Below are 25,233 nucleotides of genomic sequence, written 5' to 3' on the forward strand. Positions count from 1 at the left end.
ATATAGCTATTAAAATACCCTAACTAATAGTAAGATAGTCATCAGTATTGAAATTAGAAAGGATATTATTGAGCCACTTACATTACCTACAATTGTACCTACTCCAACCTTTAAAGCCTCTTCAAACTTCTTACCTCTTAATAATTCTACAATGATTGCTCCTAGAAGAGGTCCTATTACCAGTCCAATTGGTCCTAAAAATATTGTAGCTAATATTCCACCACCAATAGCTCCAATAATTCCAAATCTACTTGCTCCAAAATATTTGGCTCCTAAGACACTTGCTAAATAATCTAATCCCTCAGCCAATATGCTCAATAAGACTAATATACCAATAAACCCCCAACCATAAACAGCAAAATTACTAGTAAATCCATAAATTAATGCACCTAATAAAATTAAAGGGGTACCAGGAACTGCTGGTACTAAGGTTCCCAAAACCCCTACTGTTGATAAGATTGCAACAATAATTTTAACTGTCATCTTCAGCTACCTCTATCCCATCATTCTTTAAGCTTTGTATCTCTCTTTCTAAAGACCTAACATGTAATTCCAATTTAACAACTTTATCTTTTAACTCTTCTACTTCCTCTTTTTTCACAATTCCTACCTTATTAAAACTATTCTCTATCTCTGTTTTAATCTTATCTCTCATCTGCTCCTGCTGCTCTTTAGCTTTTTTTGTCATATTATTAATCAGTTCATTGGCTTCCTCTTTACTTACCTTCCCTTCTTCAACGAGTTTTTGAACCATCTCTTCAACTTTATCTTTGGTCAAAAACAATGCTCCCAGACCAGTTACCATCATCTCTTTAATAAAGTTTAACAAATTCACCACCTCCAGAAGTTGTTAATAATTATATCACAACTCTTATATTTTTCCAAATACTACAAATCTAATACTAAGATATGAAGACTTTTTGTATATATAACCTATTTAGCGTGATTAATAATGATACTATATGGATATAAAGAGACAGTAACATCTCTATATTATTTAAATATACATTAAACCTAAAATAAAAACAACCCCCAGTCTTTAAAAACCAAGGGTCATTTGATATAAATATTATTTAGCTGATTTTCTTTCATCCCACTCTACTAAGATAGGACTGGCTACAAAGATTGAAGAGTAAGTTCCTGATAATACACCTACTAATAGTGCCAACATAAAGTTTTGAATAGTTGTACCACCTAAGAACAAGATAGCTAAAATAGGTAATAAGGTAGTAAGTGATGTATTGATAGAACGTGGTAAAGTCTCTACAATTGCTTCATTATTCAATTGAGCAAAGGTCTCTTTTTTAGCCGTTCTCATCTTTTCCCTAATTCTATCAAAGATAACTATTGTATCATTGATAGAGTATCCAACAATAGTTAGTAAAGCAGCCACAAAAGGACTGTTAATCTCGATTTGTAATAATGAAAAGACCCCTAATACAATTAAGACATCATGTAATAAAGCTAAAATAGCTGCAATAGCAAATCTAAACTCAAACCTCATACTAATATAAGCCACAATAGCAAGAGCAGCCAGTAATAATGCCCAAAAAGCCTTATTTCTTAACTCTTTACCAATTGTCCCTCCTACCTTCTCTGTTCTTTGCATCTTACCAGAGTACTTAGCTTCAATCTTCTCTTCAATCGCAGTTATCTTTGAAGCCGGTAGCTCTTCCATCCGAATTAGAACACCATCTTCAGTCTGTTGAATTTTAGGTGCTTTAGTCAAACCAAATTCACCTAATGTATCTCTAATCTCATTATTAGTAACCCCTTTATAGAAAGTAAATTCAATAATTGTTCCACCAGCAAAGTCAATTCCTAGGTTCATACCTTGAAATAAGATAGAGATTAAACCTGCTAGGATAATTATTCCTGAGATCGACATCCATAATCTTCTTTTACCGATAATATCCACTACCATTACCTCCTTGCCCAACCAAAAACTTTTGGTTTATTTACTAGATTAGTACTTAATAATAAGTTCAATAACATTCTAGTCACTACAATAGCTGTAAACATACTTACTAAGATACCAATACTTAATGTAATTGCAAAACCTCTAACTGTTCCAGTTCCTAAATAACCTAAGATAGCAGCTGTAATTAAAGTTGTTATGTTAGAGTCTAAAATAGTTGTAAAAGCACGATCAAAACCAGATTTTACTGCTGCTTTTACTGTCTTACCTTGGCGATATTCATACTTAATTCTTTCAAAGATAATTACATTAGCATCTACTGCCATACCAATAGATAAGATTAAACCTGCAATACCAGGTAAAGTTAAGGTAGCATTTAAGCCAGCTAAGATACCTAAAACGATTACACTATAAAAAGCTAAAGCAACTGCTGCTACTGCTCCTGATAACCAATAAGTAATAATCATAAAGATCACAATTAAAATTAAACCAATGATTGCTGCTTGAACACTCTTATCAATAGATATCTTTCCTAAAGTAGGTCCAACAGTTCTATTCTCTACTACCTCTACTGGTACAGGTAAAGCACCTGCTCTAAGTAATAAAGCAGTTTGTTGAGCATCTTCTAAATCTCTAAATCCTGTAATTTGACCTTTACCTCTAATTTCACTTTGTACCGTTGGTGCAGTTAATAACTTATTATCTAAATAGATTGCAATTACTTTACCAATATTTTCTCTTGTGATTGTAGCAAATTTTTTACTTCCTTCTTTAGTCAATTCAAAACTTACAACTGGTTGATTAAACTCTCCACCATAAGCAGCTGTTGCATCTTTTAATGCTTCACCAGTCATTACAATCTCTCCAGCCTGATTCTTAAACTGTAATTGGGCTGTCTTTCCAATAGTTTCAATAGCTTGATTAGGATCTTCAATCCCTGGTAACTCCACAATAATTCTTCTAGCTCCTTGCCTTTGAACAAGTGGCTCTGTCAATCCTAACTCATCAACTCTACGATTAATAACATTTACTAATCGATTCATAGCATCATCATCAACTTCAGCAGTTTGGGTATCCTGTGCTTCTAATAGCACATGGGTTCCTCCTTGTAAATCTAACCCTAATTCCATACTTTCATTCAATGGATATAAAAAGTATACTGCCAGTCCTACTAATGCTAAAATTAGAACAAAATTAAACATTCTTTTCTGTTTCCAGTTCATAACCTTATCTCCTTTCTTTTATTAAAATCAAACTCATCAAAATATATAACATTCCCTTCTTATAAAGGCTACATACCTCTAGAAATGTTATCTATAAGATAAAACAATTTCTGGTCTAGTAGCAGATGTTACTAAACCTCGCTTCAATTATCCATCAGTATAGTACCTTCTTAAAATAGGCTTATGTAAAATCTTATAAATACTAACCAGAGAATAAATATAATACTAGCTATTAATTATTGGCACTAGATAATTGCCTAGAATATATTATCAAATACCAAAAATAATAACCATATATAATATTAGACAGCATATCTATTATATCCTTTTAAAAATTCCTTGTCAATCAATCAAAACCCTTATAATAACCTAGTATCATTAATTATTAAATGGAAGTTACACTCTAAAGTTCTTGCTGCTTTTCTAGCCATCAACATCCTTGTTAAAAATATCTCAAAATATTCTATGACTGAAATAATCTTTAAATCAATCTCTAATTCCAAAGTAATCGTCTTATCATATTTATTTACCTTAATAGTCGATTGTTTAGCAGCATAGTTGACCCTGTCATGGATATCAAAGGTAGCAAACTCCTTGTTTCTAACTCTAGTATAATGAACATCAGATTTATCAGCTATAATCAATGCTGCTGATATTACATTGACTGGTTCACCAAAATTCTCATCATGATTTCCTATAGCACCAATAATCATTGCAATCTCTTCATAATCCATTCCCATCTCCCTTAATAGATTCTCAGCAATTATAGCTGAATGCTGATCATGGTCATGGCGATTAATCACATTTCCCACATCATGTATATAACCAGCAATCTTACCAAGCTCTATAGTTCTTTCAGAGTAGTCCAATTCTGTTAAGATATCACCTACTAACTTAGAGATAAGTCCTGCATGTCTAAACCCATGCTCAGTATAGCCCATTGAAGAGAGGTGTTCATTTGCCTTTGAGATATAAGCCTTAATTAAGGGGTGCTGCTTAACCTCTTCTACTGTAATTAATCTTTCAATAGTTAGTTCGCTCATAATATAATCCACTCCTCTATCTAATAAATTAAGGTTCAACCACAAATTTTGCTATTAAAAGTTTGTTTAGGCTAAATAAATTCAAGAAAGTAAATTCTTTGCTCAAATTTAAGCTTAGACTTAACTTGAATCTATAAACTGAATCTGCTAAAATTATAAATCTTCTCAGCCAATTAGCAGAAGAACCCAAATTAAATAGTTCTTAATAGTTTAATCTTAACTTAGTATGGATTTATTCTGATAATATATTCATAAAGTGAAATAACCACCCATTAATTAGGTGGCTAACTATTTATTTATTAGGAGAAGAGAGCTGCCACATAATCAGAAGCTGGATTAGAAATTATATTCTTCGTCTTTCCCTGTTGAATAATTTTCCCATCTTTTAAAACTACTATCTTATCTGCTATACTGATAGCATCCTCCTTATCATGGGAGACGAAGATTGAGGTTATAGCAGTCTTTTTTATAATATCTTTTAATTCTTCTCTGATTCTAGACTGTAAACTAGCATCAAGGTTACTAAAAGGCTCATCCATCAATATCAGTGAAGGCTCTATTGCTAAAACTCTCGCTAATGCTACTCTTTGTTGCTGCCCTCCACTAATCTGATAGGGATATCTATCATGTAAACCTTCTAAACCTACTAGTTTTAATAATTGAGCTAGCTTTTCTTTCTTATACTTGCTACTCTTATTCTTCACTCCAAAAAGTATATTCTCAGCTACTGACATATGGGGAAATAGTGCATAATCTTGAAAGACCACACCTATCCCCCGTCTTTCAGAAGGTATAAAGGTTTTGTTATCAACTATTATCTCACCATTAAGCTTAATAACCCCATTATTTGGCTCTTCAAGCCCTGAAATCAAACGTAGTACTGTACTCTTTCCACTTCCACTCTCTCCTAATAGGCAGACTATTTCTCCAGCATCTACAGCAAGATTAAAGTTCCTTAAAGTATCAACCTTAGAATTATTATATCTAAAGTTTAAATCTTTAATTTCAATTAACATCTGTACTCCCCTTTCCCGCTCCAAGCTTATGAATTCCATATATAGCTAGACAACAGATAAAAATTATAATTATAGATGAAATAGCAGCCTCATGTATCATCTCATCACTTGCATATTCAAAAGCCTTGCTAGCTAAGGTATCAAAGTTGAAGGGTCTTAAGATTAAAGTTAAGGGTAACTCCTTTAGAATCTCAATTAAGACCAGAAGGAACCCACTGATTACAGCTGGCTTAATCATTGGTAAATCAACCTTAAAGAAGGTTTTAGTTATTCCTAAACCTAAGGTCCTAGATGCTTCAAAAAAACTCTTACCCACTTTATCAAAGCCAGATTCTATAGAATTGTAACCAATAGCTAAAAATCTAATGATATAAGCAAAGATAAGCATCAATATAGTAGAAGTTAAAATCAATTTACCAGAACCTATAAATTTATCTAACCCTATAAAGAATAATAGGATACCTACAGCTATAACAGCACCTGGAATTGAATAACCCAGGATCGCTACCTTTGAATATACTTTGGCTAATATATTATCACTGATTCTTACAGTATTAGCTACAATTATTGAGATGATTATAATTAATATTGAAGCAAGTAGTGCTACAAATATAGAGTTAAAGGAGAAGATAAAGAAGTCTACATCTAAAATCTTAGCATAACTCAACCAACTCCAATAAAGTAGTTGTAATGTAGGGATTAAGAATCCAATGACAAAGATTAATGAACAGAGAGCTGATACTAGAAAAGCTTTGATTCCTGATAGTTTTGTTCTAGAAAGGGGTCTAACCTTAGTAGTACTATAACTAAACCTCTTTCCTCCCCGTGAAAACTTCTCTATTAATAGAACCCCAAAAACAAAGATCATCAATAAAGCAGATAACCTTACTGCTGAAATTAAATCTCCCATCCCAAACCAAGTCTTAAAGATGGCTGTACTGAAGGTTGTAATTCCAAAATATTTAACGACACCATAATCATTTAGAACTTCTAAAACAACCAAACTACCCCCTGCTACAATTGCTGTTCTAGTGATTGGTAAGATAATATACCAGAAAATTTCAAAAGAGCTCCTTCCTAAAGTCCTAGCAGCCTCTACTAAAGAAGCACTCTGCTTGGCTAAAAATGACCTTGTAATGATATAAATATAGGGAAATAGGAAGATAGTATAGATAAATATTGCACCTTTGATATTCATAATATCAAAATAAATTGGATTTACACTAATCCCAAAATAATTTCTTAAGGATGTCTGGATAACTCCTGTATAATTTAATAATCCATTATAGGTATAGGCACCAATATAAGGAGGGATTGCTAAGGGTAAAATCAACGACCATTTAAAGAAGTTACGGAAGGGAAACTGATATTGGGTAATTAGCCAAGCTGGTATTAACCCTATCAAGATAGAAAAGAATCCTGTAAAGAGAACCAAAACAGCTGAATTAATTATATAATCTTTTAATAAGTATTCTTTAATATGATTCCAGTTTTGATTTGCTGGCTTAAAAATATTTAATAAAATATTCGCATTAGGAATTAACACAAACATAATAATAATAAGGCTTGAAATTGACCAGATATTAAACAGAAATTTTAAGTTTCTTCTCTTTAACAACTCTATTCACCTACCTTTTAGTAAAAAAGGGCAGCCCTTGGCTACCCTTTAAAAATTCTTACTGCCATCCTATTTCATTGAAGATTTCAACTGCTTGTTGATTGAATTCACCTAATTTAGTTAAGTTGATATCTTGAGTTTCAAAGTCTCCCCATGACTTCAATAAAGCTGAAGCCTCTACAGTTGGGTTTGCTGGGTATTCATAGTTAGCCTCTGCAAAGAACTTTTGTGCCTTAGCACTTGATAGAAACTCTATTAATTTAATAGCATTCTCTCTATTTTTAGCATGTTTAGTCAGACCTACTCCACTTACGTTAATATGTGTTGGCTCTAAGAAACGTACTCCTACCTGTTTTGCTACCTTTACTTCTTCTGGATTAGAAGAGTTTAACATCTTTCCAATATAATAAGTATTCATAATCGCTAAATCACCAATACCTGCTGCAACAGCCGTTGCTTGAGCTCTATCATTACCTCTAGGAGCTCTAGCCATATTATTTAAGACACCTTCTGCCCAGGCTCTAGCATATTTTTCGCCATTTAAAGCATATAGCGAAGCAAGTAATGACTGGTTATAGATGTTTGCTGAAGATCTTACTAATATTTTACCTCTCCATTTATCAGCAGTTAAATCTTCGTATGTAGATATTTCTAAAGGATTTACTCTATCTTTAGCGTACACAACAACTCTTCCTCTAACAGTTAAAGCAACCCACTGATTATCTTCATCCCTTAGATTAGCAGGGATATTATTTAATACTGTCTCACTATCTATAGCTTGTAATAATCCCGCAGCCTTTGCTCTATGTAATCTACCTGCATCAGCAGTAATTAATAAATCAGCATTTGTATTCTTACCTTCTCTAGCAATTCTTTCGATTAGCTCATCAGAACCACCCTTTAATACATTTACCTTAATACCTGTCTCTTCTTCAAACTGCTTTAATAACTCTTCATCTGTATCGTAATGTCTATTTGTATAAAGATTAACCTCACCATTATCCTTTCCAAATAAGAAATCAAAAAACCCTGCTGATGCAGGTGCAGATGAAACTGTTCCTACTAGTACAACTAAAGCTAGAATAAATAACGATTTTTTCACAATAATTCACTCCTTAATAATATAGTTTCAATTTTAATGTTTTTACTAAACCAACTAATCTAAGTCCATTAATAACTTGCTATCTAAATATAAGATTATCATCTTAGCACCATAATCGGTTCTACTTCTTTAGTAGTTATGTAAGGTTAATTACTAGTTATAACAATAATCCTCCCTTCTAACAAATGATAATGATAATAACTTTCATTTCCATATAAATTATAATAAAACCTATCTATTTTGTCAAGTATAAAAGAAAAATTAGTTCAAAACTTATTTAATATATAATAGCTAAAAATTATGCTTTTTAGAATAAATTTAAATTTAAATCATAATATTAATAAATAAAATCGTATTTTCTATTAAATTATTGATTTCTCTGCTATGATACTTATCAATTAAGAATTGTTTTTGATAGATATAGAGGCTAAGAATAATAAGAGCGATTATATGGACTATAGTGATGAAGTTAAATTCTTCTCTTTAAAATTTTATAAGATAATTATCTAAACATACAAATGGTGGATATCTGAATTCAGATATCCACCATTTTAAATAGTTAATATTTTGTTTGACTTCTTCTAATCTAGACACTTTGGACACTTACTGTGATGATTACGATGTTTATGCTTGTGTTTAGGGCTAAACTTATCACCACAAGAAGGACATTTAAATTTAGCCAGGCGATAATCTCCACCTTCAAAGCGGATTGCCTTTCCCTCTATTAAAGCCTCAGCAATCTTCTTTCTAGCTGTGGTTAAGACTCTCTGAAAAGTAGGTCTTGAAACCTCCATTCTTTCAGCTGCTTCTTCTTGGGTTAACTCTTCTTTATCCTTTAATCTAATAGCCTCTACTTCTTCTATCGTTAAATTAACTTCTTCTAAGCTTCTTTTAGGAACTCCAGCAGGTTTAAAAAAAGTAACCTTTGGTAGATATTCGACTCTACGTTTTTTCGTAGGTCTAACCATAATATACACCTCGTTTCAGATTAAATCTAAACTAATTATATCATAGTTTAAGATAGATATTAAATCTAATTGATTATTTAATAAATCAGCTAAATAGTTAAAGGCTCACCTGTAAAATTAGGTAAGCCTTTAACTTTAAATTAATCCTCTTGTTCGGTTTCTAATTTAGCAATTTGATTTTGAATGTTTTCTAATTGCTCTTGTAAGAATTGAGCTTCCTCTTGAAGATAGTCAATCTCTTCATTAACTGTTAACTCGATATTAGGATTATAAGCTGAAGTATTAAAAGCATAAGCTCCTCTTCTTCTAAAAGCAGCTTTCCGACCTTTTCTAGCAAAACTACGTCCAAAACCTCTCCCACCCCTTCTATTATCAAAACAACCTGGACCCTCATAACTAGCACAATAACCAAAACCTCTACCTGTCATAGTACCTAAACCTTCAGGACCTCTTCCATTTCCTCTAGGCATTTAAACCAACTCCTTCTTTGTTTTTAAACATATGCTCATTACAATTATATTATAACTTCATTATGAACATATATCAATAATAAAATCAACTACACTGGTCCCTAAGAAACCACCTCTCTAGATAAAAAGCTAAGCGTCCCTATTTAAATAGAGACGCTTGGTTTATATATTATTTATTTCTAAAGTTAATTTATAAGAACTTAATCTTAAATAAATCAACTTCTTCTTCACTATCGACCAATTCTTCATTAACATGTACCTTTTCTACCTTTCCAATAAACATTTCATGGGAACCAGTTAGAATTGAATCAACTACACTACATTCAATATTAACTGGAAAATCAACTAACAGTGGAGCATTAACCTCAGTTCCATCTTTAACTTCTAAATTTAAATTTTTAATTTTATCCTCATCTCTACCACTATGACTACCTAGGTAAAAATATTCTTTCTCCAAATCTTTAGGAACTAAATTGACCACAAAAACACCTGTCTCTTTGATTATATGATAGGAATAGCGTGAAGGAACAATCCCTACCATCACCATTGGAGGATCATAGCTACAGTTACTTGCATAAGCTACAGCCAAAGCATTATCTCTCCCTTCTTGGTCACAACATGAGACTATGACATTAGGTCTAGGATGTAAACAACTCTTAAAAGGTGCTAACTCTTTTTTCATTATGCTTCCTCCTCTATATTAAAAGATAAACTCTTCACCAACTTGCCTTAATTTAACTTTATCTTTAAATTTAGCTAACATAGCTTGCAAAGCATTAAATCCAGTACAATGTAAGGGGACAATCAACTCAAAATTAAGATGAGCTAAATAACTAACAGTCTCGTTAATTCGTTTTTGATTAGCATTAATTAAATGCATTCCACCAATAATAGCATGAATCTTTTGACTACCGCTAAGAGCTTTGATATGCTCTAAAGTATTAATTATTCCAGCATGGGTACAAGCTAATAGGACCACTAAACCCTTTTTAGTCTCAATAAATACTGCTTGTTCATCAGTAAAATTATCCTGTTGAATCTGCCCTGCAACCTCTCTTTTAAACTTATTAGACAGTTCTTCTAAGTTAGATTTTCTTGGAATCTCACCAGTCATCCATAATCCTGCACTAATCTCAGTAGCCTTTCTAATGGGCTTAAAGTTTTGTATCTCCTCTTTCTTTATATTAAGTCCACGGGGGACTAAATTAACCTTTTTACCAGAATATTTGGGGATAAAGACCTCTGGATGAGCAAAAACTTCAAGTTCAGAATTTAAAGCTAGAATTTCTTGCAAGCCATTGCCATGATCATAATGACCATGGCTTAATATAACTCCATCTATATCAGCAACTTTAATTCCTAAATTCTTCATATTATTGATCAACACTAGACCTTGACCAGTATCAAATAGATAATTCTTTTCTCGATAACTAATCAAAAAAGAGAGTCCGTGTTCAGCTAATAAGTTCTCTTTTGCCACTCTATTCTCTACTAAAATCTTAACCTTGGTATTTTGTGAATTCAAGCTAATCGCTCCTTTTGCTTTTTAAATCTAAATACTAAATCACCTTCATTAACATCTAGTATCTGAGCAACCAAGCTACATTTTGCCTTTAATAAAAAGAAGATAGCTTCTTGAGCTGATGATAGTCCTTCTAAATTTCCTTGCCCTTTACTAATTATTATATCTGCTTGTTGATAAGCTAACTTAAATTCTTCTATCGTATTATCAAGTATTGTACCTGGAGTTTTACAACCACTAGATATTAATTTACTTAGTTGATCAAGCCCTATCTCTCTAGCTTCTTTAAGAGTTACATCATTTAGAACAGGAACATCCCGAGTAGCATAAGTAACCTTAACCCCATATCTACTCAATTCTTCTATCAATAATTTATCAAAAACTGCTTCCCCAGCATTATCACCAATAATTAAGATTTTAGTATGAGGCTTTAATTTTTCTTTAAATAATTTAAAATCGCTTTGAACAAAACCATTCTTCAAAGCATCTTCAATCTGTTCTTCAATATTAACCTTAGCAAAAAGTCCAGCATCAATGGAATTACCAGTAGCAGCCATAATTAAAGCCCCTTGAAGAGGATCAGCAGAATCTTCAATTATTCCTTTAATCTTAGAATATAAATTTAAAGCTAAATTCATATGCTCTTCTTTAAATTTCTGATATGGATCTGCTGTCCCTGTCTTCTCCTTAATTATCTGATGTACCTTTCCCACAATAGCAGGTGCTTTTTGAGTAGAATCAAACTGAGGTATCAGTTGTGCATACTCATTTAAAACCTCTCTAATTACTGCTTCATCTTTTGTTACCATTCTACTACCTTCTAATGTCTGTCTGAAAATACAAGGTAAACAATCCAATCTTAATTCCATAATTCTCTCCTTTTCTACATTAACCTTAAATTCAAATAACTTTATCAATAAATAAAATCCCTTGGAGATGATCAATTTCATGCTGAAAAGCTCTAGCTAAAGACCCTTTCCCTTCTAGCTTAATCTCTTCTCCATGCCTATTTAAGGCTTTAACTGTAACTTTATAATTCCTTTCTACTTTTCCAGTCTGGTTAGGGATACTTAAGCAGGCTTCTTGATCTATATAGGTTTTCTCTGATTTTTGAATAATCTGGGGATTAATTAGCTCAATTAATCCTTGTCCAATATCAATTACAACTAATTGCTTACTAATCCCTACCTGTGGAGCAGCTAAACCTACTCCATCTGCTTGATACATCTTTTTTGCCATGTTATCTAATAAATTTCTGATTTTATCTGTAACTTCTACTACTTCTTTAACTTCTGTTCTTAAAACTGGGTCACCTACTCTTCTAATTTGCATAGGCATAGTCATCATCTTCAATTGCCTCCCCTCTATCTTAAATCACCAAAAAGAGTTGCCCAAACATCTGCTCTTTCCCGTTCTAAAGAAAAAGGTTTAAAGTCTTCATTAACAAAAGACTGTTTAGTACTAGCTAGCAGCAGCAGTTCTCCATCCTTCTTAATTTCATAGCCAAAAGTAATAGTCACTCGACTTAATTCTTTAATAAAAACCTTAATTGTTACTACATCATCATAATAAGTTCTCTGTTTATAAGAACAATTAACTTCTATAACAGGTAATAGAATTCCAAGCTCCTCTAATTGTCGGCAACTAATCCCCTGCTCTCGTAGATATTCATTTCTTGCTTCTTCAAGCCATTTGATGTAATTACTATGATGCACTATTCCCATCTGATCTGTTTCATGATACTGTACTCGATGCTGGTAGTGATGAACTTTCACAAGCAACCTCCTTACATGAATAAATAATTTTAAGAGTAAAACCTAAATATGAGTTTATATAAAGATAACGCGACACTTTTTATAATTAAAAGTTAAGAATTAAAAGATTTTAAAGATTTTTAAACTGAAGAAAATTAATGCTTGAACGAAGCAAATATTCTCGAAGAACAATAATTATAGCGTTATCTCTGAAGTAGAAGTACTATATTTCTGATTTTCAAGAGATATTGGTTGCTGAGAGAGTTAAATTTTCTTCTTGATTTTTTGGTTACTTTTTCATCAAGGAAAAACGTAACCTGCCCTTAGGCGGAACCTAAGATTTTTATTCGCTTTTAAAAAGTAAAAGTGTCGCTATATACCTATTAAGTATCACTCTAAAAACTTATCTCGCTCTTTGAGCAATAATTTTTTCAGCTACAGCAATAAACTTCTTAGTAACTTCAGCTTTAGGATCAGCTATTACAACTGACTTACCTTGGTCACTACCTTGACGAATAGTAGCCATTAAAGGTAATTGGATTAACAATTTTGTATCTAACTCTTCAGCCATTCTCTGACCTCCACCTTGACCAAAGATATACTCTTTCTCACCACAGTTAGCACATTGATAATAAGACATATTCTCTATAATTCCTAAAATATCAGAATCAAGCTGTTGAGCCATCGCTCCTACTCTACCTGCTACCTTAGTAGCAGCTACTTGGGGAGTTGTCACAATTAATATCCCTGCATCTGAGATCTGCTGCATGATATTTAAGGGCATATCACCAGTTCCTGGAGGAAGATCAAATAGAAGATAATCTAACTCTCCCCAGTGAACATCCTTCATAAACTGTTCCAATACTCCCAGCAGCATCGGCGCTCGCCAGATAATAGCCTTATTCTCATCAATCATAGAACCAGCCGACATGACCTTAACCCCATTAACTTCTGGTGGGATAATCTCTTTCTCATTAAATGCTCTAGGCTTATCAGTTAAACCGATGATTCTAGGAATACTAAAGCCATGAATATCAGCATCAATAATTCCTACTCTTTTACCTAATTTATGTAAAGCTAAAGCTAGATTGACTGTTACAGTTGATTTACCAACTCCACCCTTACCACTAGCTATGGCAATCAACCCTTCATTAACAAGTCCATGCTCCAATTTAAACCAACCATCTTCTACACTATACATCTTTTCCATTTATACCCGCCTCCTTTGTTTATTGCTTAATTTATGGCAAAAATGAAGAATGGAGCATTAAACTCTTCTAGAACTTAGCTTCTCCACTCTTCATGATTAACTATTATTTTTAATTGTCAATTCTAATGGCTACACTCATGCTCTTCTGTATCATCATGATTACAGATATTATCTGTTAGCTCTAGATTATTGGCTAAATAGGAGTTAACTACATCTTTAACCAGTCCACTTGCTCCTGTAACTACTTCAATCTGATTTTGATTAAATAAATCTACTGCTCTCTGCCCCATCCCTCCAGCAAGAATTACATTAACCTCTAATCCATGAAGGAATTTAGGTAAAAAACCAGGCTTATGACCAGGATTGGCTATCCTCTCTTCTCTGACAACCTCTTGATTATCAACCTCCACAATGGTAAATTCTGGACAATGACCAAAATGACCAGCTACTGTATTTCCTTGACTAGGTATTGCTATCTTCATGTTAATCACTCCTTGTTATTAGTTAAGAGTTAAAAGCTAAGAGTTTTTAACTTCTAACCTTTAAGTTTTAAATCACAGCTTACTTTTTCCCACAGTTCTTTAATAGCAGTAGTAACTTTACTCTCAGGAGCAGATTCTACTACCAGCTCCCCCTGTTGCATCGCTTCTACAATTACTTTGCTAAAAGGAAGCTTACCCACTATCTTGACTTGATTTTGCCGACAGAAACTCTCTATCTCTAAGCTAATCTCTTGATTTAAATCATACTTATTAATAGCTACTACAGCAGGCAGATTAAAATACTTAACTGTCTTTAAAACTCGTTTTAAATCTGCTAATCCTGATTTAGTAGGCTCTGTTACAACTAAAACACTATCAACTCCATTAATAGAAGCAATTACAGGACAGCCTATTCCTGGGGAACCATCTATTAAAAGTAACTCCTTCTCTTCCTGTTGGGCTAAGCTTTCTGCTTTCTCTTTGACTTGGCTGACTAGCTTACCAGAGTTTTCAGCCCCTATCTTTAGCTTAGCATGTACCATTGGAGCAAATTTGGTCTGAGAATAGTAAAGATCTCCTGTCTCTTCTAACTCTAACTTTAGTGCATCACTAGGACATTTGGCTACACATAGTCCGCAGCCCTCACAACGAATCTCATCTACTTTAAAATCAGAAGTAATAGCTTTAAAGTTACAGAGTTCTTTACATAGACCACACTCAATACATTTAAGCTGATCTTTGACAGCTACTTTTGCTCCTTTGAAGACTTCCGCTTCAATTACCTTAGGTTTCATTAATAGATGCATATTAGGAGCATCTACATCACAATCTGCTAAAATTAAATTATCTGCCAAAGCTGCTAAGTTGGCAGTTACTGTAGTCTTACCTGTACCACCTTTGCCACTGATAACTGTTAATTTCTTCATCTAACCACCTGCTTTATTTTGGCAAAGACCTCTTGAAAATTCTCTTTCCATTCAGGCATCTCTTCTACAAAGGGAGTCCCTTGTGAGTACAATCTAGCAATCTCTCTTTTAAAAGGAATCTTAGTTAAGATACTAACACCTTCTCTACTAGCATAATCTTCAATCAATTTATCAGCATCTTCTTCTGAACGGTTGATTATAATTCCACAAGGTTTGCCCAATTCTTTAACAACTTCTACTGCCATCTTTAGATCATGTAGACCAAAAGGTGTTGGTTCTGTTAATAAAATACAATAGTTAGCATCAGAAATTGCTGCTATTGTCGGGCAGGTAGTTCCCGGTGGAGCATCGATAATTACAGTTTTATCTTCAGAAATCTTTTGATTTAAAGCTTCAATCACAGGTATTGCTGACGCTTCACCAATATTTAACTCTCCCTGCCAAAACTCCATTCCTGCAACTGATTTATCGACTCTAATCTTACCTATTTCTTTATTCTCTTCTATAATTGCCCCTTCAGGACAAATATACTTACATCCGCCACAGCTATGGCACATCTCTTTAATGACAAGTACTTCTTCTCCTAATAGTACTAGAGCATTATATTCACAGAAATCAACACAGCTTCGACAAGCCCTACATTTATTTTGATCAATTATTGGAACTTTTCTCAATACTTGTTGGTATCCTTCTCCAAAATCAGGTTTAATAAAGATATATGAATTAGGTTCTTCTACATCTGCATCTAAAAATTGAACATTAGTTATGGACAAAGCTAAATTAGTTGCTACAGTGGTCTTACCTGTACCACCTTTGCCACTTAAAACTGTAATCTTCATCTTAACCACCTACATTCCAGCATGACCATTATTTGTTGGAGCAGCTACCTCTTTTAAATCATTATTTTTATACTTACTAAGTACTTCTTTAATTGTTTCTTTCTTAGCAGAATATACTTTAATATTAGCCTTACTTAAAACATTAAAGGCTTTTGGTCCAACATTGCCAGTAATTAATCCTTCAACACCTTGATCCACTATAGTTTGGGCAGCTTGAATCCCTGCTCCACCAGTAGCATCTTTGGCTGAATTATCAATAAAGTTAACTTTATCATTATCGAAATCAATTATTGCAAAATAAGGTGCTCTCCCAAATTTAGGATCAATTTTTACATTTAAATCAGTATTATTGCTAGCTGTTACTGCAACTTTCATCTCTGTTCCCCCTTTTTCATTATTAACATATGTTCATAATCTGGTTTATGATTATTATAACCCACTTATAATCATATGTCAATAACCGATTATGGTAATTTATTCATTTTTCACAAGAGACACTTCGATATTTAGCTATGAATAAGAGGGTAGCTTGTTATAATAGGTATTGACTCTAAAATTATCAGGAATAATTTATGATTTTAGAGTTAAATTTAAATATGACGTTATAGATAGATAGTGCGACACTTTTTACTTCAGGGTACAGGGTACAGTTGATATTAAAGTCAAGTTCAAAGTCTCACACCTCACCCTAACCCTCTCCTATTCTTAGGAGAGGGTTAGGGTGAGGTGTGAAAAGTGTCGCAATATACCAATTAAGTTTAACTTTAAATTGATAGACCTATATGCTATAATCATCTTGGTTTAGCAATAAAAATAACCTTTATTAAAAGGAGATGAATATTATTAAAGAAAAATTCATAAAAAGGAGAATATCTGAAGAAGTAAAATTTAAACTCTTACTCCTTTACCCTATTTCATTAATATTATCTGCCTTTGTCTTTGAGCATCCAACAGAGATTAATCATGGATTTAAAAATATCATCTTATCTAGCGATCTCCTAATTAGCGACTATTTAGGTATTGGAGGGGTAGGAGCCACCCTTCTTAATTCAGGCATCTTAGGACTATTCTCATTATTATTACTAAAAGTAAACAAAGTCAGACTAACAGGAATAAGTATAGCTGCTATCTTCACTGTAATGGGCTTTTCTATGTTTGGAAAGAACATATTTAATATAATACCAGTAATTATTGGAGTAAAGCTATATTCCTTTTATCAAAAAGAACCTTTAAGTAAATTTATAATTGTGGCTTTATTCAGTACAGCCTTGGCTCCTGTAGTCAGTCAGAGTATTCTGTTCTTTGGTTTTACAAGTAAGGGGATATTATTAGCCACTCTATTTGGAATAGTTACAGGGTTTATCATCTCACCAGTTGCCTCCCATTTATTGAGTAGTCATCAAGGATTCAATTTATATAATATAGGCTTTAGTGCAGGATTAATAGGAACCTTATTGATGTCATTATTCCGCTCCTATGGGATCGAGTATAATAAGCAATTAATTTGGACAAATCAATACTCTAAAGAGCTAAGAATACCTCTGTTATTTTATTTCTTATCGATGCTTCTAATTGGATATCTATTAAATAAGGAGTCCTTTAAAAGATTAAAGAAATTATGGAAGAGATCAGGTAGGATAGTAACAGATTTTGTAACCCTTGATACCTTTGCAGTAACACTACTTAATATGGGCTTAATGGGTCTACTCTATATGTTGATATTAACTCTTATTGGGAGCCCTTTAAATGGTCCCACAGTTGGTGGTTTATTTACTATTGTTGGCTTTTCAGCTTTTGGTAAGCATCCCTTCAATACAATACCTGTAGCTTGTGGAGTATTGCTAGGCAGTGTCACAAAGATTTGGGGGCTTGCTGACCCAGGTCTGATCTTAGCATTACTATTCTCTACAACTTTAGCCCCAATTACAGGAGTATTTGGTAGTTTAAGTGGATTACTTGCGGGTTTTTTACATCTATCTGTAGTAATGAATATAGGATACTTACATGGGGGGTTGAATCTATACAATAATGGCTTTGCTGGAGGATTGGTAGCTATAATTCTCTTTCCCATATTAGATTCTCTAAAAAAGGAGTGATACATATGAAACATGAGAAGATGAAGATAATTAAGATTCTTGATGAAATCTTATCCCTCTCTTTTAATAATAAAGCAGATGAAATAGATATTAAGATCAAGGTCAACCAAGAACAGACAATAATTAAATTTAAAGATAATTCTCTAAATCTAAATAAAGATAGAGTTGAAGAGATAGAAGAGATGTTAAATATAGAGAAACAGCCTGAAGTAGAAGAGTATTATTGGGAATTGATTGGACAAAATGACTATTGTGATGAATTATCTGTAGTGGGTTTAATGATAGATAAAGCAATAATTACTTATAACCCCCAAGAAGGGCTTGAAGTAACCCTATATAGAAATAATCAAGAATAGAAAAGAGCCTTTTACTGTTAACAGTAAAAGGCTCTTTTAATTATGCTGCAAAGAAATGTCGTCCGATTCTAGTAATTATTGGACGTGTATAAATCCAATAAGAGGTTACCTTAGCTGGATTATAATAGAATACAGCTCCTCCAGTTGGGTCCCACCCTTTTAAGGCTGCTTCTACAGCTTTAAGCATACTTGGGGCTGGATCTAACCAGAACTGTCCATCATGTACAGCTGTAAATGCCCAAGGTTGGAAGATTACTCCCTTAATTGTATTGGGGAAACGATTATCTAGTACCCTATTAATTACAACTGAGGCAACAGCTACTTGTCCTTTAAAACTCTCTCCTCTAGCTTCGGAATAAACTATTCTTAATAATAGTTCCATCTCCTCAGCAGTTACATTTAATCGATAATTTAAATTACTCACATTTAAATTATGATTATTCTTTAATTTATTAATAGTTTCATATCCTGCAAAACCATCAATTCTGAGGTTATAGTTTTTTTGGAATTCAATTACAGCCCTTTCTGTGATAGGACCATAATACCCAGTAGGCTCAACATCAAAATATCCTTTACTTGCTAACATACTCTGTAAAGCTTTAACATCCCTTCCACGACTACCGAAGTATAACATTCTATTGCCTAAAACAGTTGCTTCGCCAACTGAGGTCACAGAAATCATCAAAGCTAGTATCATCACAAAAGTAATTGTAAATTTATTCTTCATGATTCTTCACCTCCAAAGTTTAATTAACGAATCTAATTATACAGATATAGCCCCTATCATTCAACGGTATTTATTGTAAATAATTTTTGAAGTAAATAGAAATAATATATTTAGGAGGTGAGAAGATGTTTGCCCGATTGAATATACGATATATTATGGTATTTTGTTGGATTGTTGCTTTTATAATCTTATAAGCTATATTACAGTTTTTTTACCAACTAAATTATTAGTTGACAACTTAAATAATATTGAGAAATTAATAACAGCTGATGATTGGAGTCTAGCCAAAAAGAATCTAAGTAACTTAGAAAAGAATTGGGATAATAGGTTAGTAATACAACTTAGCAATGAAACTGCAGAGATTTATGAGTTTGAAAGAACATTAGGTCAGCTAAGAACATTAATAAAGCATAAAGAGGATGACTCTCTTGAACACTTAGGCCTTTTAAAAGTAATCTCACAAAATTTAACTGATGTCTTCCCACGTCCTTAAAGGAGGGATATAATTGACAGATTTTCTCTCATATTCAATTAGAGTTTTATTAATCTATACCTTTACTTATTTTGGTACTAGGATATTATCTAAGAAAGCTATTGCTCAAATGACATCCTACGAAATGGCTGGTGTCATACTTCTAGCAACTCTTTCTGCTGAGCCCTTAATCACTAAAGTTACTACTAAGGCTTTATTTGGAACTGGATTTCTTATCTTTTTAATAATCTTAACAAGTAGATTGACCCTTACCGAAAAGTTAACTCCAATTCTAGAACATAAACTAACAGTATTAGTTGAAGATGGACAACTTGACATGGGAGCATTAAAAGGTATAGATTTAAGTTTAAATCAGATGAAAGGACTATTAAGACAAAAGGGATATAATAAGGTTGCAGATTTAGAGTACGCTATATTGGAACCACAAGGACAGCTATCGGTTATTTCTAAATCACAAAAAAGATCTCTACAGCCTAGTGATTTAAATATTAGTACTCAATACGAAGGTTTAATAGTCCCACTAATTATTGATGGGATTATTATAAAGAAGAATCTTGAACACGTTAAGTTGAACTAAAGATGGTTAATTGGGAAGCTAAGAAAACAGGGAATAACCGATTATAAGAATCAAGTCAACTTAGCTGAATTAGATACTTCAGGGAATCTATCGATATCTAAAAATAATGCTTGATCATTTATTTTTTTATTTATAAATCAAAGAGATACCTTCTGCTACTATTCTATATAAAGATAAGATTAATATCATTAATTAGAATATCAGTATAATTTATATAAAAAGATTAAAAATAGTATAAACTATATATTAAAATAAGATTTAAATTTTCTAAAAGGAGGAGAAAAATGAAAAAAAGCATAATTCTAATAGCAGTATTACTCGTTGGAACTTCTATCTTCTATGGATACTATAATTTAAACTTAGCAGAAGCGAAAACACCATCATGGTTTTGGAGTTTATCACCTACTACAAGGTTGATGGTTAACACTGTTCATGCTGAAGCTAAAGGAGAACCTTTTCTTGCCAAGGTTGCAGTAGCAGCAGTTATTATGAATCGTGTCAGAAGTCATAAGTTTCCTAATACAATTGCGGGTGTTATTTATCAGCCTTGGGCCTTTACCCCTGTAGCCCATGGACTTGTCTGGAGCCAAAGACCTACTGAAGATTCAATTAGAGCAACTCTTTCAGCTATCAGAGGATGGGACCCTACATATGGCTGTCTCTACTTCTACAATCCAGCTACATCTACTTCTAGATGGATTTACTCTAGAAGAACAGTCCGTAAAATAGGTAAGCATATTTTTGCTAAATAAATTAGCTCTACTTAAATAGCCCTACTGAAATTTCAGTAGGGCTATTTTATTTCTAAGTATAACAGATTAATCTCTTATTTCACTATTCTTACTAGTAGCATAGACAACCTCTCTAAAATTCACTAATCCTTTTTCAAAGATATATTGACGCGTTATGCTAGTTAAATTTAAATAGAAAAACCCCAGCAAAAGATGTTATCCTATAATAAATACAACCAATATTTAAAATAGGAGGATAACATATGCTGGAGTCCAATAACTATTATACCATAGAAATTGAAAATTTAAGAGACTTTATTACTATTATTTATGTTATAATTGATGACATTTATCAAGAAGTAACCCCAACACATATTAAAGAACGCCGTAATATTGATAAAGCAATCCTTTCTGATAGTGAGATAATTACTATCAGTATTGTAGGTGAATCACTTACTATTGATTCTGAAAAATCGTGGTTTAATTTTGTAAAAAAGAATCTAAAGGATTTATTTCCACAAGTATGTCATAGGACTAGGTTTAATAGAACTCTTAGAAATCTACATACTGTAATAGGAGAAATAAGTAAAAAACTGACTCAAATTCTAAATTATCAGTATGATAATTATAGAATTGTGGATAGTATGCCTATTCCAGTATGTGAATTTGCGAGAGCACATTTTAATAAAACTTTCAGCGAAGCTGAATATGGTAATTGTGCATCTAAAAAAGAAACTTATTTTGGTTTTAAACTACATGCTCTTGTTACTTTAAATGGATATATTACTGATTTTAATTTAACTCCAGCTAATGTAGATGATAGAGAAACTCTATGGGAACTAACTTCGCCATATCATTCTTTAAAAATTATAGGAGATAAAGGATATATCAGTAATGACTTAAATGATATCTTAAAAGATGAGAAAAATATTGATCTTATCCCTATAAAACGAAAGAATAGTAAAACTCCATATTCAGAGTCTTTTAAAAGAACAATCTCTAAAATCAGAAGAAGAATTGAGACATCTTTTTCTCAACTTACAGATCAACTTAATATATCAAATGTACTCGCCAAATCTCTTTGGGGATTAACAGTTAGAATTAAAGTTAAAATTTTAGCACATAACTTGGGTTATTTTATTAATAAGTCTCTTGGGAAAACAGTTACTATAGGTCGTATTAAAGATTTAATATTTGGATAAAAATAACTTTTGGTTTATTCATAATTTCAATGTACTTTTTTTAGCTTTTTACCGGTAAATTTATCCATATGGTTTTTCTGTGTATTAGCACAATGAGTCAATATATATACTTTTATAACAATGAAAGAATACAATTGAAAAACGGCATGAGTCCGATTGAATATCGAATTCATGCCGCTTAGGAGTTTTTTTAACTGCCTACTTGACAAGGGCACCTTTACTATGGGCATTTTTTTATTAATTTTTTATTTAGTTCAATTTAATTTTACAATGAAGCAATACTTCTTACCCAGGCAATATGAGAATAGATACTATCGATGCTTAAGCCAATTAATGAAGTATTTAACGCTTCAAACTTATCATAATTTCTCGAAAAGAAGATAAATTCAGTGGTACAGACTGGGGTAAAATCAGAAGGATGAGAAAACAACATCCCCCATTGTCCCCGATAATTTGATGAAGAGATTTCTCCTTGATTAGTTGGAGCAGTAAAATCTGGTGCAGGTTGATTTATTGTAGGGAGTGTAGCTTCTTTACTTTCCACTTCCTGAGCATTATCTAATTTAAGCCCTTCAGTTAAGAAATTAGCCATATGCTTTTCAATTCCTTTTAAAAATATCTATCTAAAACTTATTCAATTAAAAGGAGCTTTATATCTAACTTGAAAGTATATAAGTCTAAAAATAAAATACTCCCTAGTAATTACTAGGGAGTATTAGTATTATAATTTAAATCTAGCTATCTCTCCTTGTAAAATCTGTGCAATCTCAGCTAGTTCTTGAGAAGAATCACTGACCTGTTGTGACATAGCACTAATCTCATTGGAACCACCTTTTACCTGCTCACTATTCTCTGCCAAACTTTGAGTAGAGTGTGCCACCTCTTCAATATAGGCTGATGTCTCTTGAATTGAAGTTTTGATTTGCTTGAAGAATTCACCAGTCTCCTCAACAATATTCTTACCTTCTTCAGTCTTACTCTCTACCTCCTTAACTGCCTCCAACCCATCTTTTGAATTTTTCTGTGTATTTTTAATCAAATTACTGATTTCACCAGTAGCCTTGGAAGTATCTTCAGCAAGGCTCCTAATTTCATCTGCTACAACAGCAAAACCACGACCATACTCACCAGCTCTAGCTGCCTCAATAGCTGCATTTAATGCCAAAAGATTTGTCTGTTCTGCTATATTATTAATCAACTCTACAATCTTTCCTATCTCTTGAGAGTTACTATCTAAATTATTAATAATTCTTACAGTATTTTTTACCATCTGATTAATCTTATTCATACTCTTTACAGTATCTTCAACATTCTTATTTCCTAAATCTATCTTAGAGTCAACATCTTGAATATGTCCAGCCACCTCTTGACTGCCTGTAGAAATCTGCTGAACACTACTTGTCATCTCTCTGATACCGTCATTGTTATTATCAATAGTTGCATTAGTCTCTTCAGCACTAGCAGATAACTCTTGGCTATAACTAGATATTCTCTCTACCATATTTAATAATCCACCGAAGAATTGTTGTTGCTGAGAGGTTGTTTGATTAAAGGTCTCTGCTAACTCACCTAATTCATCACTACGGTCAATATTTATTCTTGTAGTAAAATTACCATTTGCAACCATCTTAATACCCTCTGCAACTTGGATAATTGGCTGACTAAAATTATTAGCTAACCACCAAGCTATTAAACCCGCTATAATGCCAGCAATTAAGACCATTAGTAAATTTTTAGAAATAAGACTATTGAGTGGTTTAAAGGCTTCTTCAGTTGTCTGCTGTGCTACCAAAGCCCACCCTAATCCATCTAGATGTTGATATGACCCTAACATCTCTTCACCAAAAACATTCTCATAAATAATATATCCATCTCCTCCAGCAAGAGCCTTATCCACTGCTAAAGTTCCTTTTCCGCTCTTTTGAGCTAAAACTACATCATCAAATTGTGGATGAGCAATTGCCACCCCTGTACTATCAGTAATAAAGGCATAACCAGATTCACCTAACTTCACTTCGCCTATCATAGTTTGTAGGACTTGAAGGTTAATATCAGCCCCTAATACACCTATAATTTTAGCACCTTTTCTGATTGGTATAGCTATTGTAATACAAGGCTCTCCAGTCCCTTGGGATATATAAGAATCTGAGATATAAGTAGAACCTTCTATTGCCCCTTTAAACCAACCCCTATGACTAAAATCCTCACCTATATATTCAGTACTCTGATTCAGACTGACCAATCTACCTTCTTTATCAGCAACAAAGAACATCTCAAAGATAGGATTCTTATCTAAATATTTTTTAAATATTTTCTGGTGCTCTTTTAAATCCATAGACTGAACCTCATCTAAAGTAGCCATTAAATCCACAATCGTAACCTTCTCTTTAATCCTTTCACTTACACGACTGGCCAATTGTTTAGCCAAGATATTATTCTGAGTAATAATTCCATACTTAATTGCTTCTCTTTGATTGATATAACTGAAAGTTCCATAGATCAAAACTGGAATAATAGCCAATAACACCAGTGCTAAGATTAACTTCTGTTTTAATTTCAAATTAAATGATACCATAACTCTCCTCCCCTTATACCGAAATGGCTCTTATTTTTCTTAGGCAGTAATCTATAAATTCTAGAATTAAATATCATTTTCCTGCTTTTTTATTCTATTTTCATTATATGAAGATAATATATATTATCTTCATATAAAACAATTTCCTATTTTTAACATTAAAATCTAGTTATATTTACTACTTCTTTCCTATAATTTTTAGACAAATTAAAAAAAGTTAGTCTATATTATAGACTAACTTCAGGCTGTTGACAAAGTTATTGTCAACAGCCTTTTCTATTTATGGTATAATATAATTGACAATATATCTAAAAGGAGAAATAGAATTATGTTTGTATCTCAAGAGAAAAAACAACAACAATATGAATTTGTAACAATAGAACAG

At 32.6% G+C, this 25,233-nt stretch carries 30 protein-coding genes; 7 read left to right on the forward strand and 23 right to left on the reverse strand.

Annotation, left to right across the window (positions count from 1 at the left end; translation table 11 throughout):
- Positions 1-9: 9 nt before the first annotated feature.
- The 20 genes from U472_RS12275 to U472_RS12370 form a co-directional block, all read right to left on the reverse strand.
- Positions 10-483, reverse strand: a complete 474-nt coding sequence (locus U472_RS12275) for a DUF456 domain-containing protein (RefSeq protein ID WP_068718966.1) — start codon at positions 481-483, stop codon at positions 10-12.
- Complete coding sequence (locus U472_RS12280; protein ID WP_068718968.1) at positions 473-829, reverse strand: phasin family protein; 357 nt, start codon at positions 827-829, stop codon at positions 473-475. Before U472_RS12280 ends, U472_RS12275 begins: the two co-directional genes overlap by 11 nt.
- Positions 830-1,069: 240 nt before the next feature.
- The gene (gene secF, locus U472_RS12285) at positions 1,070-1,924 is read right to left on the reverse strand and encodes a protein translocase subunit SecF (protein WP_342672730.1); all 855 of its coding nucleotides are present in this window, start codon (positions 1,922-1,924) and stop codon (positions 1,070-1,072) included.
- Positions 1,924-3,141 (reverse strand): protein translocase subunit SecD, encoded by a 1,218-nt coding sequence (secD, locus tag U472_RS12290; RefSeq protein ID WP_068718972.1) that lies wholly within the window; start codon positions 3,139-3,141, stop codon positions 1,924-1,926. Before secD ends, secF begins: the two co-directional genes overlap by 1 nt.
- A gap of 359 nt (positions 3,142-3,500) precedes the next feature.
- The gene (locus tag U472_RS12295) at positions 3,501-4,184 is read right to left on the reverse strand and encodes an HD domain-containing protein (protein ID WP_068718974.1); all 684 of its coding nucleotides are present in this window, start codon (positions 4,182-4,184) and stop codon (positions 3,501-3,503) included.
- A 299-nt stretch (positions 4,185-4,483) separates the two neighbouring features.
- Positions 4,484-5,200 carry an ABC transporter ATP-binding protein gene (locus tag U472_RS12300; protein ID WP_068718976.1) on the reverse strand — a complete coding sequence of 239 codons (717 nt, stop codon included), beginning with the start codon at positions 5,198-5,200 and terminating at the stop codon, positions 4,484-4,486.
- Positions 5,190-6,818: an ABC transporter permease gene (locus U472_RS12305; protein WP_083189913.1), complete on the reverse strand. Its 1,629-nt coding sequence runs from the start codon at positions 6,816-6,818 to the stop codon at positions 5,190-5,192. The genes U472_RS12300 and U472_RS12305 overlap by 11 nt, the downstream gene beginning before the upstream one ends.
- Before the next feature lie 58 nt (positions 6,819-6,876).
- The gene (locus U472_RS12310; protein ID WP_068718978.1) at positions 6,877-7,920 is read right to left on the reverse strand and encodes a Fe(3+) ABC transporter substrate-binding protein; all 1,044 of its coding nucleotides are present in this window, start codon (positions 7,918-7,920) and stop codon (positions 6,877-6,879) included.
- Between the two features lie 581 nt (positions 7,921-8,501).
- Positions 8,502-8,888, reverse strand: a complete 387-nt coding sequence (locus tag U472_RS12315) for a DUF134 domain-containing protein (protein ID WP_068718980.1) — start codon at positions 8,886-8,888, stop codon at positions 8,502-8,504.
- Between the two features lie 140 nt (positions 8,889-9,028).
- Positions 9,029-9,358 carry a DUF5320 domain-containing protein gene (locus U472_RS12320; RefSeq protein ID WP_068718982.1) on the reverse strand — a complete coding sequence of 110 codons (330 nt, stop codon included), beginning with the start codon at positions 9,356-9,358 and terminating at the stop codon, positions 9,029-9,031.
- 190 nt (positions 9,359-9,548) lie between these two features.
- The gene (locus U472_RS12325) at positions 9,549-10,040 is read right to left on the reverse strand and encodes a flavin reductase family protein (RefSeq protein ID WP_068718984.1); all 492 of its coding nucleotides are present in this window, start codon (positions 10,038-10,040) and stop codon (positions 9,549-9,551) included.
- Positions 10,041-10,058: 18 nt separating this feature from the next.
- Positions 10,059-10,883: an MBL fold metallo-hydrolase gene (locus tag U472_RS12330; protein WP_068718986.1), complete on the reverse strand. Its 825-nt coding sequence runs from the start codon at positions 10,881-10,883 to the stop codon at positions 10,059-10,061.
- Positions 10,880-11,749: a damage-control phosphatase ARMT1 family protein gene (locus tag U472_RS12335; RefSeq protein WP_068719767.1), complete on the reverse strand. Its 870-nt coding sequence runs from the start codon at positions 11,747-11,749 to the stop codon at positions 10,880-10,882. The genes U472_RS12330 and U472_RS12335 overlap by 4 nt, the downstream gene beginning before the upstream one ends.
- A 31-nt stretch (positions 11,750-11,780) precedes the next feature.
- The gene (gene def / locus U472_RS12340) at positions 11,781-12,227 is read right to left on the reverse strand and encodes a peptide deformylase (protein ID WP_425415782.1); all 447 of its coding nucleotides are present in this window, start codon (positions 12,225-12,227) and stop codon (positions 11,781-11,783) included.
- Positions 12,228-12,244: 17 nt separating this feature from the next.
- A complete protein-coding gene (locus U472_RS12345) occupies positions 12,245-12,655 on the reverse strand; it encodes an acyl-CoA thioesterase (protein WP_083189914.1) in 411 nt (136 codons plus the stop codon).
- Between the two features lie 382 nt (positions 12,656-13,037).
- Positions 13,038-13,844 carry an Mrp/NBP35 family ATP-binding protein gene (locus U472_RS12350; RefSeq protein WP_068718988.1) on the reverse strand — a complete coding sequence of 269 codons (807 nt, stop codon included), beginning with the start codon at positions 13,842-13,844 and terminating at the stop codon, positions 13,038-13,040.
- Between the two features lie 122 nt (positions 13,845-13,966).
- Positions 13,967-14,326, reverse strand: a complete 360-nt coding sequence (locus U472_RS12355) for a NifB/NifX family molybdenum-iron cluster-binding protein (protein WP_068718990.1) — start codon at positions 14,324-14,326, stop codon at positions 13,967-13,969.
- A 53-nt stretch (positions 14,327-14,379) separates the two neighbouring features.
- Positions 14,380-15,252, reverse strand: coding sequence for an ATP-binding protein (locus tag U472_RS12360; RefSeq protein WP_068718992.1), 873 nt, complete (start codon positions 15,250-15,252; stop codon positions 14,380-14,382).
- The gene (locus tag U472_RS12365; RefSeq protein WP_068718994.1) at positions 15,249-16,091 is read right to left on the reverse strand and encodes an ATP-binding protein; all 843 of its coding nucleotides are present in this window, start codon (positions 16,089-16,091) and stop codon (positions 15,249-15,251) included. Before U472_RS12365 ends, U472_RS12360 begins: the two co-directional genes overlap by 4 nt.
- A gap of 9 nt (positions 16,092-16,100) precedes the next feature.
- Positions 16,101-16,466 carry a NifB/NifX family molybdenum-iron cluster-binding protein gene (locus U472_RS12370; protein ID WP_068718996.1) on the reverse strand — a complete coding sequence of 122 codons (366 nt, stop codon included), beginning with the start codon at positions 16,464-16,466 and terminating at the stop codon, positions 16,101-16,103.
- A 458-nt stretch (positions 16,467-16,924) separates the two neighbouring features.
- On the opposite strand from U472_RS12370, the gene U472_RS12375 reads away from it, so the two are divergent.
- Positions 16,925-18,187: a DUF1576 domain-containing protein gene (locus tag U472_RS12375; protein ID WP_068718998.1), complete on the forward strand. Its 1,263-nt coding sequence runs from the start codon at positions 16,925-16,927 to the stop codon at positions 18,185-18,187.
- A 5-nt stretch (positions 18,188-18,192) separates the two neighbouring features.
- Positions 18,193-18,543: a hypothetical protein gene (locus U472_RS12380; protein WP_068719000.1), complete on the forward strand. Its 351-nt coding sequence runs from the start codon at positions 18,193-18,195 to the stop codon at positions 18,541-18,543.
- 40 nt (positions 18,544-18,583) lie between these two features.
- On the opposite strand, the gene U472_RS12385 is transcribed toward U472_RS12380, so the two are convergent.
- Positions 18,584-19,270, reverse strand: coding sequence for a cell wall hydrolase (locus U472_RS12385; RefSeq protein WP_083189915.1), 687 nt, complete (start codon positions 19,268-19,270; stop codon positions 18,584-18,586).
- A 166-nt stretch (positions 19,271-19,436) separates the two neighbouring features.
- On the opposite strand from U472_RS12385, the gene U472_RS12390 reads away from it, so the two are divergent.
- From U472_RS12390 to U472_RS17760, 5 genes are all read left to right on the forward strand, one after another.
- Positions 19,437-19,763, forward strand: a complete 327-nt coding sequence (locus U472_RS12390; RefSeq protein ID WP_245684809.1) for a DUF4363 family protein — start codon at positions 19,437-19,439, stop codon at positions 19,761-19,763.
- Positions 19,764-19,776: 13 nt separating this feature from the next.
- Positions 19,777-20,340 carry a DUF421 domain-containing protein gene (locus U472_RS12395; protein ID WP_245684810.1) on the forward strand — a complete coding sequence of 188 codons (564 nt, stop codon included), beginning with the start codon at positions 19,777-19,779 and terminating at the stop codon, positions 20,338-20,340.
- Positions 20,341-20,624: 284 nt separating this feature from the next.
- Complete coding sequence (locus tag U472_RS12400) at positions 20,625-21,092, forward strand: cell wall hydrolase (RefSeq protein WP_068719002.1); 468 nt, start codon at positions 20,625-20,627, stop codon at positions 21,090-21,092.
- A 242-nt stretch (positions 21,093-21,334) separates the two neighbouring features.
- Positions 21,335-22,273, forward strand: a complete 939-nt coding sequence (locus tag U472_RS12405) for an IS982 family transposase (protein WP_068719004.1) — start codon at positions 21,335-21,337, stop codon at positions 22,271-22,273.
- A gap of 92 nt (positions 22,274-22,365) precedes the next feature.
- Positions 22,366-22,455 (forward strand): IS3 family transposase, encoded by a 90-nt coding sequence (locus tag U472_RS17760; RefSeq protein WP_176714172.1) that lies wholly within the window; start codon positions 22,366-22,368, stop codon positions 22,453-22,455.
- A gap of 83 nt (positions 22,456-22,538) precedes the next feature.
- Here the strand turns inward: U472_RS17760 and U472_RS12410 are convergent, their stop codons facing one another.
- Together U472_RS12410 and U472_RS12415 are read right to left on the reverse strand one after the other, a co-directional pair.
- Positions 22,539-22,865: a redoxin domain-containing protein gene (locus tag U472_RS12410; RefSeq protein ID WP_068719006.1), complete on the reverse strand. Its 327-nt coding sequence runs from the start codon at positions 22,863-22,865 to the stop codon at positions 22,539-22,541.
- A gap of 129 nt (positions 22,866-22,994) precedes the next feature.
- Positions 22,995-24,848: a methyl-accepting chemotaxis protein gene (locus U472_RS12415; RefSeq protein WP_068719008.1), complete on the reverse strand. Its 1,854-nt coding sequence runs from the start codon at positions 24,846-24,848 to the stop codon at positions 22,995-22,997.
- Between the last annotated feature and the right edge of the window lie 385 nt (positions 24,849-25,233).

Origin of the sequence: Orenia metallireducens, assembly GCF_001693735.1 — a bacterium.
Classification (GTDB): domain Bacteria; phylum Bacillota; class Halanaerobiia; order Halobacteroidales; family Halobacteroidaceae; genus Orenia; species Orenia metallireducens.